A 15,993-nucleotide genomic window follows, 5' to 3' on the forward strand; every position below is an offset into this window, starting at 1 on the left:
TGCGCAATTAACTCCGCCAAAAAGCTCGAGTAAATAAGATTAAAACCGAGAAAATCTCCAATCGTCCCAAGAGCATTGCAAAGCTGCACACCCAAGTTTGAAAATCAGTTAAGCCAGAATAATTACTGGCTGGGCCAACTTCACCAAGGCCTGGGCCGGCATTATTAATACAGGCAATAATGGCGCTAAAGCTGGAAATAAAATCCAGTCCCGATACCAGCAAGGCAAAAGTGAGTACCACAATGCTGGTGAAATATAAAAAGATAAACCCCATCACTGAAGCCAAAATCGAATTGGGAATAATTTGGCCGTTAACGCGTAAAGGATGAATCCCTTGAGGGTGCAACAGTAATGACATTTGCCGCCCGACTTCACGCGTTTGGATAATAGTGCGAATCATTTTAATACCGCCGCCGGTGGATCCAGCACACGCCGTAATCGCCGATAGCAGTAGCATCACTAAGGGCGCAAAGATCGGCCATTGGCCAAAATCAACGCTGGCAAAGCCGCAATCGGTTGCGACTGAGATTAAATTAAATGAAACATGGCGTAGGGAGGTGAGAAAGTCAGGATAGGTTTGCTGCCAGACTAAAAAGCCACTTAAACCGATAATGCTCGATGCAATCAGTAGCAGCATGGCTTTGAACTCAGAATCGTGCCAATACACTGAGAGTTTGCGTCCCGATAAAGCAAAATAATGCGTCGCAAAATTAGTTGCTGCTAACAACATAAACAGCATCAAAATCGCTTCAATCAGCGGCGAATTAAAAAAACCGACGCTGGCATCATGGGTAGAAAAGCCGCCAAGGCTAAGCGCAGCAAAAGCGTGGCATACCGCATCAAACCAGCTCATGCCGCCAACCCAGCGCAGCAGTAGCGCACAAAGCACGGTGAGGCCGGTGTAAATCAGCCACAGATTGCGGGCGGTTTCATGAATGCGTGGCGTGAGTTTGCTGTCTTTAATTGGGCCCGGGGTTTCGGCTTTAAATAACTGCATACCCCCCACACCTAATAGCGGGAAGATCGCAACAGCCAACACGATGATACCCATACCCCCTAGCCAATTGAGTAGGTGCCGCCATAAATTAATCGATTGAGGCAAATGGTCCAAGCCAACCATGACTGTGGCACCGGTGGTGGATAATGCCGACATGGTTTCAAAATACGCATTGGTAAATGACAGCTGCGGGTCGTATAGCATCAATGGCACTGCCGCAACGGCAGGCAGCGCGGTCCATAAACCCACGGCCAAAATAAAACCATCGCGCGGCATTAGCTCTCGCCGGTAATGCCGAGTGAGCAAAAATAAGCTGATGCTAAACAGCTGCAAACCAATCAAAGCTTGAATAAATGGCAGTAAAGCCGCGTCTTGACGCCACCATGCCATCGCAATTGGCACCAATAGACTGAGCGAAAACAAGATCGAGACGCGAGCGACGATATTGACGGTGGGTAATAATTTTTGTGCTAATTGCATTTAGAAAAAACCTAACGAAACCGCAAACAGTTTCTCAACGTCACGAATATGGCTTTTATTATCAATAAATAAAATCACATGGTCGTTGTTAAGAATCACCGTGTCGTGATGGGCCATTAAGACGGTGTTGTCGCGAATCACGGCCGCCAAATCAGCGCCTTGTGGCAGTTTGATGTCCTCGATTTTACGGCCAATGACTTTAGATGTATCGGGCGTGCCATGGGCAACGAGTTCAATGGCCTCAGCTTCGCCACGACGTAGGCTATGCACCGCGACAATATCACCTTGCCGTACATGAGCTAGTAGCGCGCCAATGGTGATTTGCGCTGGCGAGAGCGCAATATCAATTTTGCCGCCTTGCAATAAATCAACGTAGCGCGAGCGGTTGATAATCGACACCACGCGGCGAGCGCCCATTTGCTTGGCGAGTAAAGACGACATGATATTGTCTTCATCGTCAGAAGTGAGTGCCAAAAATAAATCGCAACGATCAACTTGCTCGTTTTCAAGCAGATCTTCATCAGTCGCTTGGCCGTGCAAAATTAAGCTATCTCTTAGGTGTTCCGCCAGCCATTGCGCACGGTCCCGATTGTTTTCGATCAGTTTGATCGCATAGCGTTTTTCGATCTGTTTGGCCAGCCGGTAGCCAACATTACCGCCACCGCAAATGGTGATGCGGCGTATAGGGTGAGTCTGGGTGCAAAATTCACTGATTACGCGACTGACATCGCGACTTGCTGCCAGAAAAAACACCTCATCGCCGGATTTTAAGCTCACTTGACCGTTGGGCTTTAAGCGTTGATTGCTGCGATAAATCGATACCACGCGGCACTCGGTCGGATTGAGTTTTCGAGCGAGATAGGCTAAATCTTGCCCATCCATTTGTGAGCCCGCTTCAACGCGAACGGCGATCATTTTGGCTAAACCATCGGCAAATTCTAAAACTTGCAATGCTTCGGTGGTTTCAATCAGGCTGACTAAATAGTCAGTCACAATCTGCGCAGGGGTGATAACGTGATTGACGGCAAAACCACTGTCGTTAAATAGGCTTGGGTAGCTCAGCAAGTCTTGCTCGCGGATTCGCGCTAAGCGAATCGGCACATTGAATAGATCGTGGGCTATTTTACACGCGACGATATTAACTTCATCGTAAGGTGTGACTGCTAATAGCAGGTCAGTATCTTCAATGCCGGCAGCGATGAGGGTTTTTGGGCTATTGGCCGAACCCAATAAGGTGCGTAAGTCCAGGCGATCAGCCAGTGGTTTGAGTAAGCTGGCATCGTTATCCACGATGGTCACATTGTAGCGTTCATGCACCAGTTGCTCAGCGACCGAAGAGCCGACTCGTCCGGCACCTAAAATTAAAATATTGGGCAAAATAAACCCTCGTAGTCAGAATTAGCGGCTTAAAAACAAAAATCGGCCACAAAATGGCCGATTTTTTGCGTCAGTATCGTGAGTTATTGCTCTTCAGCGATGCGTTGCTTACGCGGCATTTGAATGCCCAATTGCTTTAGCTTCCGGTAAAGGTGCGTGCGCTCTAAGCCGATTCGCTCGGCAACACGACTCATATTGCCGTTGGATAATTCAATTTGGCGTTCTAAATAAAACCGCTCAAATTGATCTCGTGCTTCACGTAGTGGCAAGTCAAGATCGATTTGCGGTAGCGGCATGGCTTGCTGCGTCACGCCTAAAGTCGCCTCTTGCGAGTTGGGTGACAACTGCGTGAGCAGGCGGCTAACTGGCAAGATATCAATATCACCATCGCGACCGGTGAGGGCGAGACTTTTCACCACATTGGCCAGCTGATCAATATTACCTGGCCAATCTTGTTGGCTAAGTAATTGTAAAGCTGACTTAGAAAAGCGCCGTGGCCCGAGTTTATTGCTGGTGACCGTTTGCGCCAATAGGACTTCGGCCATGGCTGGAACGTCTTCAGCATGAGCCCGTAACGGCGGTACAGCCAGAATAATCTGGGTGAGTTGGCGTAGCAATTCAGGTTCGCACTGACCAATGAGCTGATCGAGTGGTCGACTGGATGCGGTTACTAAGCGGATTTTGTATTTGTCCAGCTTAGGCAGCAAATTGAGTAAGCCGGTTTGCGCTTTTCGATCTAGCCAAGCGATATCACGAACAAAGATGGTGCCGCCCGTGGCGCGATTGAGCAAGTCTTGCGGTGGCAAGGCGAGTTCTTCGTTGGAGCTTGGCGAAATAAATGGTGTGTTCGGGCGGGTTAAATGCCGGGCACACGTTTCAAAACCGGATCCTGGTTCGCCGGTTAAAGTGATGGGCAGGGTTTGGCTTGCAACCTGGTCAAGCGCCTCGCGCAGCGCAGTAATCGCTGGGCTATTACCGAGGCTCTGCAAACCCTGATTCGGCTTTACCTGATTCACAGGTTGCGAAAAAGCGCGTTTGACGGTGGCCAGTAGCTTTTGCAAGCCGATCGGTTTTTCAAGAAAATCAAGCGCCCCAATGCGAGTCGCTTCCACCGCGGTATCCACGGTGGCATGGCCTGACATCATCACGACGGGCATGGTGAGTTGGCCGTTACGCGCCCATTCTTTGAGTAGTGTCACGCCATCGGTGTCGGGCATCCAGATGTCCAGAAGCACCAAACGAGGTTCACCTTGGTTACGGTATTTGCGTGCAGCCTCTGCATTTTCAGCGAGTGCAACGCTATACCCTTCATCCAGCAAGATTTCAGATAGAAGTTCGCGGATGCCGATTTCGTCGTCGACGATTAAAATATCTTGATTAGCCACTAGTTGTTTCCTCCCAGAGCGGCAGCTCGATCCTAACAAATGCACCGGTGGAGTTACCCACCTGAACGCGCCCGTGATGTTCTTCGATAATTTTCTTCACGATTGCTAAACCTAGACCTGTACCTTTGGCCTTTGATGTAACGTAGGGCTCAAAAACACGTGGCAAGAGTTCAGCTGGAAAGCCTTTGCCGCTGTCTTCAATATAAAGACGTGCCCATTTTTCGTCTTTTTCCACCAGAAGGCAAATCCTTTGCTCTGCAGCATCGGTAATTGCATCCTGGGCGTTTTGTAGCAAGTTATGAATTACTTGCCGCAAATGCGTTGGGTCACCATTGACCATGAGAGGGCCGTGTACTTTAAAGTCGAGCATGATGGGCGATGCTTCGTACAGTACCAGCACTTCATTAAGTAATTGTATCAAATCAAGCGGGCGTTTTTTGCCAGATGGCTTGCGGGCATAATCACGGAAGGCATCCACCATTTGTTTGAGCGCGGCCACTTGTTTGACGATGGTTTGCGTGTTACGGCGCAAAAAGTCAGCGCCAGCTGGATCGAGTTTCTCCACCAGCTTCATTTCCATTCGTTCGGCAGAGAGTTGAATCGGCGTGAGCGGATTTTTGATCTCGTGCGCTAGGCGGCGCGCGACTTCGCCCCATGCCGCATCGCGCTGTGCTGAGAGCAGTTCAGTAATGTCATCAAACACCATCACGTAACCGTGCAAATCATCACTGCCATCAATTTTTTGTGTTAAACGGGTGCCACGCACCAAGAGTACGCGTTTTTCTGCGTCGAGTTCAATTTGCCGCTGCCAAACTTCATCGTCAGATAAAAAGCCATGAATGGTATGCGCGAAAAAAGCGGTGAGGTTGGGGTAGGCTTGATTCCATTTCGAGAGCGGCAAGTCGCCGATTCGGCTTGGGTCCAGCCCTAAAATGCGCAAGGCACTGTGATTGGCCGATTGTAAGTGCCAGTCTTCATCGAGTGACAGTACCCCGGCCGATAACGAAGCTAAAATCGCTTCAACATAGGCTTTGGCTTCGGCTTGTTCGGCTTGATTATGCTCTAGCGTGTCGCGTGCATCGGAAAGCTGGCGGGTCATTCGGTTAAACGAATGGGTCAAAATTCCGAGTTCATCGCGGCTAATTACGGGGTGCTGTTGGGTGAAGTCACCTTGTGCCACTGCTCGGGTGCCTGCGGCGAGTACCGATAACGGGGCTGCGAGTTTGTCTGATAAGTAAATCGCTAAGGCCAAAGCCCCCAGCAGCGCCATCGTCAGTGCCATGGTGAGGGTGAGACTAAAAATGAGTTTCAGGCCTTCTCTGGATTGCGAGAGCTGCTTGTACTCACTGCGAACTTGTTCGACTAATTCAGCGTCTTGCGCCAATTGCTTGGGTACGGGCTGTAGTAATTGCAACAGCTTGACGCGATTGGAGAACTCACTGCCGGGTAATTGCACGATGACGCGCATCATCAAGCCATTGACGGGGTCTGATTCAATGGCTTTGTAACTGCCTCGACCCGCTTCAGTAATGATTTTTCGATCGGGTAGGCTAGGCACTAAGTTGGCGTATTCATTGCCAATATGGGCATGCACTTGGCCATTATTGTCAAAGAGCGTGATTTCTTGAACGCCAGTTTGATCGCGTAGTTTGGAGAGGCGCTCTAGTAAGGCACTCAGGCTATTGTCGTGAATGTCCCACGCGATAACGCTGGCTTTGCGCTGCAAGTCATTGAGCTGGTAATCGATCGCGTTGTGGCCCAAATTGAGACCACGATCGAGGGCGTTATCCACTCGAACGTCAAACCAGGTTTCGATGGAGCGATTTAAAAATTGCACTGAAAGCGTGTAAACCAAGGCGCCTGGTAGTACCGCGACCAAGGAAAACATCAAGACCATACGAATGGTGAGCCGAGAGCCAAAAACTTTGCTTCTTACTCGCTTGAGTAATTGGGTGAGGCGAGAGCCCACCAAAACGGCAAGTGCGATCAACAGTAGGGCGTTGAGCGCTAAGATCAGTTTGTAGTATTGCGAAGATTCTGAGGTATTTCCCGAGGCCGAAGCCAAGAGAAATAATAAAATCGTACCCAAAACGCCGAGAAAAATTAATAGTTTTTTCATGGCACAGGCTCGGCTGAGGGTGTGCTGACGGGACGTTGTAATTCATGCCAGCCAGAGTCGAGCACCCAGTCTTCATCACCTAAAGCGGTGAGTTGATACGATTTGGGTAATAGCGAGTGATCTAAACGAAAGCGAATTTTGCCAGCAAAGTCGTCGCTATCAATATTGCTGCCTTCAAGCACAGTCCAGCCGCGAATAATACTCAGTGCGACCAGCGCTTCTTCGGCGCTATTAAAGCTACGAGTGAGGCCACTGGTATTGAGGCGATATTGTCGGGTAAGCGGCTGGTAGCTGAGTCGATAAGTGATACTAGCGGTGGAATTAAAGCTGTCGGTTAAATTGCGATACCAAGCATAAAATTTAGGTTTTGTAAGTTTAAATTCGTAGGTAAATGGCAGTGAAAGACCATTTTTTAATGCGGTCTCGATTTCTGGCGATAGGGTGACTAAATAACGCCCCGCTAGCTCGATATGATTGCCATTGAATTCAACTTCGGATTTGATGGTTTTAATGCTGCCGGCATGCGCATAGTATGCGCATAGCAGCAGCAAGATACCCAACAGGTATCGCCAATTACGATTTAGAGAAAAGCGCGTAATAAAAACCATCATGTTCCGCGGTGGGTAATAACTGGCCATCAAGTGACAGGCCATTCGGTAATGCGCTCGCGGGTAATTCTAAGCGCTTTGCATCGGGATGACGGAGCGCAAAAGCCTCAGCTGAAGCGGCATTTTCTATAGGAAAAACTGAGCACGTAGCGTACAGTAGTTTGCCGTTTGGCGCTACGAGTGGCCATAATGCATCCAGGATTTTTGCCTGTTGGCGTGCGAATTTTGCCAAGTCATCATTGCGGCGCAACCATTTAATGTCAGGGTGGCGACGCGTAACCCCAGTTGCCGAGCAAGGTACATCGGCGAGTATTCTATCAAATTGCTGACCGTCGTACCAAGTATCTGGCGCTGAAGCATCACCTTGCAGTAAGGTGGCGGTTTTGTTGATGCGATTTAAGTTGTCTTTAACGCGTTGCAGACGCGTTGCATCGTTATCGAGCGCAGTGAGGGTGACGTTGGCGGTCTCTAGAATATGGCAAGTTTTGCCACCCGGCGCGGCGCAAGCATCTAGTACGCGCTGACCGTCGTGTAGGTCAAGTAACTTAGCTGCAACTTGCGCACCCCAATCTTGCACTGAAACCCAGCCGGCAAAAAAGTGTGGTAAAAAATCAACACTTACAGGGCGTTTTAAACTAATTGCCGAGTCATCAAGGGCAATTGCTTCGATATTGGCAGCGTTCAGTAGAGCCAGATAATCATTGAGCGTGGTGTGCGCTGGATTGACGCGTAGCGTCATTGGCGGGTGTTGATTATTGGCATTTAAAATGGCTTCCCATTCTGTTGGGTAGGCCGATTTCATGGTTTTAATCCACCAAGCTGGGTGTGAATACAAACCCACTTCATTGGCTTGCGCACGACGGACTAATTCGTCCTTGCCGCGTAAAAAGCTACGTAAAACGCCATTGACCAAGCCCTTGCCAAAGCCGCTGCCAGTTTGTGCTGCGACTTTGACGGCATGGTCAACAATCGTGTGTGACGCCGCACGCGTGAATTGCAATTGATAGACGGCAATGAGTAACAGTGCTTTGAGTTCAGCTTCGTGCAAAGGGCTACGCAGCAGCTGCTTGAGAATGCCTTCTATTAGACCAAGTTGGCGCAAAGTGCCATAACAAATGTCTTGAATCGCGCCGCGCTGACCCGATTCAAGGTTGGGGTTGCTGCGCCAGACCGCATTGAGGGCTTCGGTTAGATTTTGACCGGCCAAAACATGGGCCACGGTTTGTCCGGCTAATTTTTGGGTAATAAACATAATAAGCTTCCAAATAATGAGCCCGACCAGATGTCGGGCTTTGGGGTATTGAGTAAGGGATCTTTTTTTATAAGGTTTGCCGATATATACCTATCCGGTGTACCTGATGTTGTGTTGTGCCATATTGCGTAAACGCGCCACCCGTTCACTGGTGAGTGGGTGGGTACGAAATAAATTTTGTAAGCCACCACCGTGCAGGGGATTCACAATCATCATCTGTGCGGTTTCAGGGTGTGCTTCAGCGGCGTGCATTGGAATGCCACTCGCAAAAGCTTCAATTTTAGTTAAGGCATCGGCCAGCGCTGCAGGGTCGCCAGAAATGCGCGCGCCACCGGCATCGGCTTCAAATTCACGCGCTCGAGATATCGCCATTTGAATCACACTGGCCGCTAGTGGTGCGAGCATGGCAACCGCAATGCGTGCGATCGGGTTGATGCTGTGTCCGTTGCTATCACGGCCGCCAAAGAGCATGGCAAAATTAGCCAGCGCCGAAATAGCGCCAGCCATGGTTGCTGAAATGGTTGAAATTAAAATATCGCGATGCTGTACGTGCGCTAATTCATGCGCCATAACGCCACGTAATTCGCGGTAGCTCAGTGCTCGCATAATGCCCGTTGTGGCGGCAACGGCGGCATTTTCAGGATTACGCCCAGTCGCAAATGCATTGGGCTGGTCTTCATCAATCACAAAGACTTTTGGCATCGGCAGGTCCGCATTACGCGCCAGCTCTTGGACCATGGTGTAAAGCTCAGGGGCACTTCGCGCATCAACTTGATGTGCGTTGTACATTTTGAGCACCATTTTGTCGGAGTTCCAGTAAGCGAAAATATTCATGCCGCCACCAAAAATCAGCGCCATTAACATCCCGCTTTTGCCGCCGATTACGCCGCCAATCAGCATGAACAAGGCCAAAATCGCGGCCATTAGCAGCGTGGTTTTAAACCAATTATCCATGTTTTTGGCTCCTGTTGATGTGAATGAAATTAAGCACCAAATTGCTGACCGATAGTGAGTGGCGAGCCACTTAAAAAAGCCGCTGCGCTTAGGCGCTTGCCACCGGCTTTTTGGAGTTCAGTGACACGTAGTGCGCCCTCACCGCAGGCAATCATCAGCGCGTCTTTTTCCACAGCAATCAACGTGCCTGCTGAGCCTTGATCTGCAATGGCAGTCGCTTGCCAGAGTTTGATCGTTGCGCCATCCAGCGTGGTTTGGGCGCTAGGGAAGGGGTTGAAAGCACGAATTTTAAGCGCTAACTGACTGGCCGATTGCGTCCAGTCGATTTGGGCTTCTTCTTTTTTGAGCTTTTCAGCATAGCAAACACCAGCTGCCGGCTGAGGGATTGGCGTCAAATCCGTCAGTTGTGCCAAAGCACTCACAATCGCGCTGGCGCCTTGTTGCGCTAATTTGTCATGCAAAGTTTGTGCATTGTCGTCGTGCGCAATCGGCGTGACGTGGACACTGAGCATGTCGCCCGTATCGAGCCCGGCGTCCATTTGCATAATGGTGATACCGGTTTCGGTGTCGCCCGCCATGATCGCCCGTTGAATTGGCGCGGCACCACGCCAGCGAGGCAGAAGTGAAGCATGAATATTTAGGCAGCCAAGACGGGGCAGATCGAGAATGATTTGTGGCAGTATGATCCCATAAGCCGCAACCACCATCACGTCCGCCTCGATACCCATCAAAGGCGCTTGTTGCTCCGCTGTGCGTAGTTTTTCGGGTTGATAGACCGGAATCTGGTGTGCTTGGGCGACCATTTTGACTGCCGACGGTGTGAGTTTCATGCCACGGCCACTAGGGCGATCGGGCTGCGTGAGTACCAGAACGATCTCATGCCCAGCAGTAATTAGCGCTTTGAGTGCTTCAGCCGCAAAATCAGGCGTGCCTGCAAATATAATTTTCATGGGTTTATGTGCAAAGTGAATGGATGTGAATGCCCTCATTAGCGGCGAAGTTCAAGTTATTAAGCAAACTTAGACCAGTTACATCGTGCGTTTTTGGTTTTTTTTGATTTTTTGTAGGATGCGATTGAGTTTGAGTCGCGATAATTTTTCAACAAAAATCTTGCCGTTAAGATGATCCATTTCATGTTGAATGCAAATGGCCAACAAGCCATCGGCTTCGAGTGTAAACGGCTGGCCGTGTCGATCGAGCGCTTTAACGGTCAGCGTTTGCGCGCGCTCAACTTCTTCGTAAATGCCCGGTACCGAGAGGCAGCCTTCTTCGTACATGGTGTGACCATCGGCGACGATGATTTCTGGGTTGATCAACACCAGCAAGTCGTTTTTATCTTCAGAAATGTCGATCACAATCAAGCGCTGATGAAAATCAACTTGCGAGGCGGCAAGGCCAATGCCCGGTGCGGCGTACATGGTTTCTGCCATGTCATCGATTTGGCGTTGCAGAACTGTATCAAAAACAGTCACGGGCTGAGCGATTGTGTGTAAGCGCTCGTCGGGATAGTGCAGAATGTTTAGAATTGCCATGTGTGCTTGCTAGACCAAAAGTTGATATGCAGAATTAAAAATAGAGATAATCTATAGCGTTGTATTATATTCGATATGGGTCGGGGTGGTTGGATATCAAGATCATATCGGTGAACTTCTTTGAATTTTTGCTTGCAAGGTCCGATGACCGGTAAGCTTTGGGCTTAAATAATGATGCGTAAATCCATTGTATCGCTGCTATTAGCGGTTGGTTTTTTATCCGCGCCTGCCGTGGCAGATGAATTGAAGTTAGCTAAAAATGCACCGGATCGTTATGTGGTGGTCAAGGGCGATACATTGTGGGGGATATCTGGCAAATTTTTAAGCCAGCCTTGGCGCTGGCCAGAAATCTGGCAATTAAATAAAACCGATATTAAAAATCCGCACTGGATTTACCCTGGTGATGTGATTGTCTTGGATACCTCAAGCGGCCAACCGCGGCTTAAACTATTGAAAAGTCAAAAAGTAGATGGTCGCGGCGGTAACGGTAAATTAAGCCCTAGAATTCGTGAAACCACTTTGACGGGTAATGCGATTGCAAGCATTCCCTACGCCTCTATTGAGCCTTTTTTGAGTAAACCATTGGTGATGAGCGTCGAGGATTTTACTGCTGCGCCACGGATTGCTGCGGGGCCTGATAGCCGATTGTTGTTTGGCCCGAATGATCAAATTTACTCTGTGGATTTGGTCGATGCGCAGCCTGGTGAAACTTGGCAGGCGTTCCGCAAAGGTAAACCATTGGTGGATCCAGATAATCCAAAGGAAGTGATTGGCATCGAAGTCACCTACTTGGGCGATGTTCGGGTTAAGCGCGAGGGTGATGTGACCACAATGACGGTCGTCAATAGCAAAGAGGAAATTTCAGTCGGCGATCGCTTGATTCGTTCGCCTGAAAAACAATTTATCAATTACGTACCGCACTTGCCTGCCCATACCATCGAAGGCAAGGTAATTTCTACTTACGGTGGCTCAACTGAAGCGGGTTCTTTAACGACTGTGGTGCTCAATCGCGGTGCTCTCGATGGTGTGGATATGGGTACGGTGCTGTTTAGCTATAAGGCGCCAAGACTCATTGCTAAAGAAACCAGTGCAGAACCAACACGATTTACACCTCCGATTAAGAGCGGTAATTTATTTGTATATCGGGTTTTCCCAAAAGTCGCGTATGCGCTGGTGATGGATAGTACATTGCCGATCAATGCTGGCGATACCGCGAAGGCCAGTGCAGCGGCAGAATAATATTGCTCACCGCTGAACTTCAAGCTTGGCTACGACTCTCTTTAGTTCCTGGACTAGGGGTTCGTAGCCAATTGCATTTATTGCGTGCATTGGGTGAGCCTGAACTGATTTTTTCTGCGTCACGCAGCGCATTAAAAGATCTAATATCTCCGCAACTGATTGATGCCGTGTTGACCGCCGCTGTGCCAAGCTATGCTGGTATCGTCGAGTTAACTCAAGCTTGGCTGAGTGAACCTCAGCATCATTTATTAACATTAAATGACGCTCTATATCCTGCTTCTTTGTTGTCACTACCCGATCCCCCGATTGTGTTGTATGCCAAAGGGGACTTGAATTTACTTAAAAAGCCCGCACTCAGTATAGTAGGGAGTCGAAACGCCACACAGCAGGGGATTGAGCATGCCCAGCAATTTGCTGCGCATTTATCCAATGCGGGACTGTGTATTGTGAGTGGCATGGCCAGTGGTATTGATGCTGCAGCACATCGTGGTGGATTAGCCGGCCGTAGCTCGAGCATTGCAGTGGTGGGAACGGGGCTGGATCGGATCTATCCTGCCAGTAATCGTGAACTCGCCCATCAGTTGGCCGCAGAAGGTTTACTTTTGTCTGAGTTTGCTTTGGGCTCGCCGCCATTGCCGATGCACTTTCCACAGCGAAATCGAATTATTGCGGCCTTGGGTTTAGGGTGCTTGGTGGTTGAGGCGGCATTGGGTAGTGGGTCATTGATTACGGCGAGGCAGGCGGTTGATCTTGGCCGAGAAATTTTTGCAATTCCCGGTTCAATTCACTCCCCGCAAGCGAAGGGTTGCCATGCTTTGATTAAGAGTGGTGCTAAGCTAGTGGAGTCGGGGGATGATATTTTGAGCGAACTAAGTTTTGGTAATGATTTATTTTCAGTGACCGCTACGCCTAAAAAACAGGCGCAGCAGCCGGTGGCTGAGGATGAGTTTTGGCAAGCTTTAGGTTGGGATCCCGTAGATATCGAGACTTTAATTCTGCGAACTGGCTTGACGAATGTCGCTCTGTACGAGATTCTGTTGGGTTTTGAATTGGAAGGGAAGCTGGCTTCTTTGCCTGGCGGACGCTATCAACGCATTGGCGGAGGGGTTTAATACAGATTATGTTAGAAGTGCTTGCTTACCTTTTTGAGCAGTTTTATAACGCAGACGGCTTGCCTGATATGTCTCAATTGGCCAAAAAATTGTCTTTGGCTGGCTTTGAAGGTGAAGATATACATGACGCGCTGACGTGGTTGTCTGAGCTCAAACAAATTGATGTTGCTCCCTACAAATTACTTGATTGCAGTGAATTTGGCTTTCGCTCCTTGCATCCAATGGAGCTAGAAAGACTAAGTGAAGACGCGGCAATATTTATGCACTCTCTGGATGCGACGCGAATCTTAAGTGCGGGCGAGCGCGAATTAGTACTTGATCGACTTTGGCGTGAACCAGATGGTGAAGTCACTGTAGAAAGAATTAAATTAATAGTTTTAATGGTGATTTGGCAAAAGCGTGATGCTTTAACCAATCTCCTAATCGAGGAGTTGCTGTTTGGCCGTGAAGGTTTTGCTTTGCATTAGACCACGCGGTGCCACGCACTCCAGTTTTTGAATCTCTGCTGCCTTGGGGAACCATGCCGGCCAATCTCTTAATCGTTGAGTCGCCTTCGAAAGCGAAAACACTACAAAAATATTTGGGCAAAGATTTTCAAATCCTTGCTTCTTATGGCCACGTGCGCGGATTAGTGCGTAAGTCGGGCTCGGTTGATCCTGAAAAAGACTTCAAAATGAAGTATCAGATCATCGAAAAAAATAAAAAGCATGTAGATGCCATCTGTGATGCTGTTGAAGCCGCTGACCATATTTATCTCGCATCCGATCCGGACCGAGAAGGTGAGGCTATTTCTTGGCATATTATGGAAATTTTAAAAGCTAAGAAATTAATCAGCCCAGAAAAAACCTTTAAACGCGTCGTTTTTCATGAGATTACAGAATCTGCGGTACTGCAGGCCGTCGCTAATCCACGGGATATTGATTTTAATTTGGTCAATGCGCAGCAAGCACGAAGCGCTTTAGATTATTTAGTTGGCTTTAATTTGTCGCCGTTGCTATGGCGCAAGGTCCGTACAGGTCTCTCAGCAGGCCGAGTACAAAGTCCGGCATTGCGCTTGATTTGTGAGCGCGAGGCTGAAATTCGCGCATTTAATGCGCAAGAATATTGGTCAATCCACCTTGACACTAAAAAGGGTCGCAGTAAAGTTGCTGCGAAACTCACCACGTGGCAAGGTAAAAAACTCGATCAGTTTGATATTCCAAATGAAGCGGCTCAGGCCACTATTTTGGCGGGTTTAGCTGATTTACCGGCTCAAGTGCACTCGGTTGAAAAGAAAAAGAAATCGCGCAGTCCAGCCGCGCCATTTACTACGTCAACCTTGCAACAAGAAGCGGTACGTAAATTAGGTTTTACTACCGATAGAGCCATGCGAACTGCGCAGCAACTCTATGAAGGGATTAATCTCGGCGGGGAAACCGTGGGTTTAATCACGTATATGCGTACCGACTCGGTGGCTTTATCGAACGATGCTTTGGCTGAAATACGTGGCTATATTGGCGAGCATTTCGAAAAAGAATATTTACCGAAAGACGCGATCGCGTATAAAAACAAAGCCAAAAATGCACAAGAAGCGCATGAGGCAGTACGCCCAACGTCGATTCATCGCACGCCTGAGTCGGTTAAAACCTTCTTGTCGCCTGAGCAATTTAAGCTGTACCAAATGATTTGGAAGCGGACCTTAGCCTGCCAAATGACCTCGGCAAAGTTTGATACGGTTGCGGTCGATATTGCGGTTGGTAGCCCAGAAAATTTATTTCGTGCCACAGGCCAGACTTTGGTATTTCCCGGCTTTATCGCGGTATACCAAGAAGATGCTGATGATGTTGACGATGATGAAGATGAAGCCCGCTTGCCAGTTATGGCCGAAGGGGATGTTTTACCCGTAGAAAAACTCTCCGGCGAGCAGCATTTTACCCAACCTCCGCCACGCTTTACTGAGGCGAGTTTGGTTAAATCGCTGGAAGAATTTGGCATTGGTCGTCCTTCAACGTATGCATCGATTATTTTTACCTTAAAAGATCGTGAGTATGTGATTTTAGATAAAAAACGCTTCACGCCGACCGATACCGGTGAAGTGGTGAATAAGTTTTTATCTGAGCATTTTACTCAGTATGTGGATTACAACTTCACTGCCAAATTGGAAGACAAACTCGATGAGATTTCCAACGGAAGCCGTGAGTGGATTCCGGTTTTGGATGAGTTTTGGACCAAGTTCCATAAGCAAGTTGAAGAAAAACAAGCTTTAACCCGCGCTGAAGTCACGCATGAAGCGATGGATGAGGATTGCCCGAAATGTGGCAAACATAAGCTATCGATTCGCCTTGGTCGTCGTGGTCGCTTTATTAGCTGTAGCTCTTACCCAGAGTGTGATTACACGCGTAATATTGGTGATGATCCAAATGCGGCACCGGTTGAGCCAGAAGTGGTGCCTGATCGCACGTGCCCGAAATGTGAATCACCATTGCTGATCAAATTGGGTCGTTATGGCAAGTTTATTGGTTGCTCAAATTATCCGAAATGCAAACATATTGAGCCGCTTGAAAAGCCAAAAGACACCGGAATTGAATGTCCAGAGTGCCATAAAGGTAGCTTGATTGAGCGTAAAAGCCGTTATGGCAAGCTGTTTTATTCTTGCAATACTTATCCAGATTGCAAATATGCAACATGGAATCCACCAGTGGCAGAGTCTTGCCCACAGTGTAAATGGCCGATTATGACCATCAAAGTCACAAAACGCCGTGGTACCGAAAAAGTGTGTCCACAAAAAGAGTGTGGATACAGTGAAGTACTGATCCCTCCGCCAGAAAAAGCGTAAAATCACACCACAACGGGAATCGATTCGGTTCCCGTTTTTAGTGTTTTTTGATAAAGCTCATTCAATTGTTTCTCAAGGCTTTTGTGCGGTCTGAAAATCTAGTCTCTATTGCAGCGTCGCTTG

Annotated in this window: 13 protein-coding genes; 4 read left to right on the forward strand and 9 right to left on the reverse strand. The window is 48.6% G+C overall.

Annotated elements, in window-relative coordinates; all coding sequences use genetic code 11:
- Positions 1 to 7: 7 nt before the first annotated feature.
- From K4H25_RS06965 to def, 9 genes are all read right to left on the reverse strand, one after another.
- Positions 8 to 1,477, reverse strand: a complete 1,470-nt coding sequence (locus K4H25_RS06965; RefSeq protein WP_221022605.1) for a TrkH family potassium uptake protein — start codon at positions 1,475 to 1,477, stop codon at positions 8 to 10.
- Positions 1,478 to 2,854: a Trk system potassium transporter TrkA gene (trkA, locus tag K4H25_RS06970; protein WP_221022606.1), complete on the reverse strand. Its 1,377-nt coding sequence runs from the start codon at positions 2,852 to 2,854 to the stop codon at positions 1,478 to 1,480.
- Between the two features lie 83 nt (positions 2,855 to 2,937).
- Positions 2,938 to 4,239 (reverse strand): sigma-54-dependent transcriptional regulator, encoded by a 1,302-nt coding sequence (locus K4H25_RS06975; RefSeq protein ID WP_173533631.1) that lies wholly within the window; start codon positions 4,237 to 4,239, stop codon positions 2,938 to 2,940.
- On the reverse strand, positions 4,232 to 6,358 hold the full coding sequence (locus K4H25_RS06980; RefSeq protein WP_221022607.1) for a sensor histidine kinase: 2,127 nt from the start codon (positions 6,356 to 6,358) through the stop codon (positions 4,232 to 4,234). The genes K4H25_RS06975 and K4H25_RS06980 overlap by 8 nt, the downstream gene beginning before the upstream one ends.
- Positions 6,355 to 6,918, reverse strand: a complete 564-nt coding sequence (locus K4H25_RS06985) for a DUF4390 domain-containing protein (protein WP_221022608.1) — start codon at positions 6,916 to 6,918, stop codon at positions 6,355 to 6,357. The genes K4H25_RS06980 and K4H25_RS06985 overlap by 4 nt, the downstream gene beginning before the upstream one ends.
- Positions 6,919 to 6,931: 13 nt before the next feature.
- On the reverse strand, positions 6,932 to 8,218 hold the full coding sequence (gene rsmB, locus K4H25_RS06990) for a 16S rRNA (cytosine(967)-C(5))-methyltransferase RsmB (RefSeq protein ID WP_221022609.1): 1,287 nt from the start codon (positions 8,216 to 8,218) through the stop codon (positions 6,932 to 6,934).
- A 90-nt stretch (positions 8,219 to 8,308) separates the two neighbouring features.
- Positions 8,309 to 9,172, reverse strand: a complete 864-nt coding sequence (gene htpX, locus K4H25_RS06995; protein ID WP_221022610.1) for a zinc metalloprotease HtpX — start codon at positions 9,170 to 9,172, stop codon at positions 8,309 to 8,311.
- A 29-nt stretch (positions 9,173 to 9,201) separates the two neighbouring features.
- Positions 9,202 to 10,122, reverse strand: a complete 921-nt coding sequence (gene fmt / locus K4H25_RS07000) for a methionyl-tRNA formyltransferase (RefSeq protein WP_221022611.1) — start codon at positions 10,120 to 10,122, stop codon at positions 9,202 to 9,204.
- 78 nt (positions 10,123 to 10,200) lie between these two features.
- The gene (def, locus tag K4H25_RS07005) at positions 10,201 to 10,704 is read right to left on the reverse strand and encodes a peptide deformylase (protein ID WP_221022612.1); all 504 of its coding nucleotides are present in this window, start codon (positions 10,702 to 10,704) and stop codon (positions 10,201 to 10,203) included.
- A gap of 171 nt (positions 10,705 to 10,875) precedes the next feature.
- Between def and K4H25_RS07010 the strand changes: the two genes are divergently transcribed.
- Genes K4H25_RS07010 through topA form a run of 4 tightly spaced genes read left to right on the forward strand, consistent with a single transcriptional unit; the run spans position 10,876 to position 15,870 of the window.
- Positions 10,876 to 11,943, forward strand: a complete 1,068-nt coding sequence (locus tag K4H25_RS07010; protein ID WP_221022613.1) for a LysM peptidoglycan-binding domain-containing protein — start codon at positions 10,876 to 10,878, stop codon at positions 11,941 to 11,943.
- A 2-nt stretch (positions 11,944 to 11,945) separates the two neighbouring features.
- Complete coding sequence (gene dprA, locus K4H25_RS07015; RefSeq protein WP_221022614.1) at positions 11,946 to 13,055, forward strand: DNA-processing protein DprA; 1,110 nt, start codon at positions 11,946 to 11,948, stop codon at positions 13,053 to 13,055.
- Positions 13,056 to 13,063: 8 nt separating this feature from the next.
- On the forward strand, positions 13,064 to 13,522 hold the full coding sequence (locus tag K4H25_RS07020; protein WP_221022615.1) for a DUF494 family protein: 459 nt from the start codon (positions 13,064 to 13,066) through the stop codon (positions 13,520 to 13,522).
- Positions 13,523 to 13,575: 53 nt separating this feature from the next.
- Positions 13,576 to 15,870, forward strand: coding sequence for a type I DNA topoisomerase (gene topA, locus K4H25_RS07025; protein ID WP_221022616.1), 2,295 nt, complete (start codon positions 13,576 to 13,578; stop codon positions 15,868 to 15,870).
- Positions 15,871 to 15,993: the final 123 nt, after the last annotated feature.

The sequence above is a fragment of the Deefgea piscis genome, from assembly GCF_019665785.1.
Classification (GTDB): domain Bacteria; phylum Pseudomonadota; class Gammaproteobacteria; order Burkholderiales; family Chitinibacteraceae; genus Deefgea.

Coding starts and splice junctions, on each gene's coding strand:
- def (WP_221022612.1), bottom strand. CDS start 10,704: ATGGCAATTCTAAACATTCTGCACTATCCCGACGAGCGCTTACACACA.
- K4H25_RS07020 (WP_221022615.1), top strand. CDS start 13,064: ATGTTAGAAGTGCTTGCTTACCTTTTTGAGCAGTTTTATAACGCAGAC.
- K4H25_RS06965 (WP_221022605.1), bottom strand. CDS start 1,477: ATGCAATTAGCACAAAAATTATTACCCACCGTCAATATCGTCGCTCGC.
- K4H25_RS06980 (WP_221022607.1), bottom strand. CDS start 6,358: ATGAAAAAACTATTAATTTTTCTCGGCGTTTTGGGTACGATTTTATTA.
- htpX (WP_221022610.1), bottom strand. CDS start 9,172: ATGGATAATTGGTTTAAAACCACGCTGCTAATGGCCGCGATTTTGGCC.
- topA (WP_221022616.1), top strand. CDS start 13,576: ATGCCGGCCAATCTCTTAATCGTTGAGTCGCCTTCGAAAGCGAAAACA.
- fmt (WP_221022611.1), bottom strand. CDS start 10,122: ATGAAAATTATATTTGCAGGCACGCCTGATTTTGCGGCTGAAGCACTC.
- rsmB (WP_221022609.1), bottom strand. CDS start 8,218: ATGTTTATTACCCAAAAATTAGCCGGACAAACCGTGGCCCATGTTTTG.
- K4H25_RS07010 (WP_221022613.1), top strand. CDS start 10,876: ATGATGCGTAAATCCATTGTATCGCTGCTATTAGCGGTTGGTTTTTTA.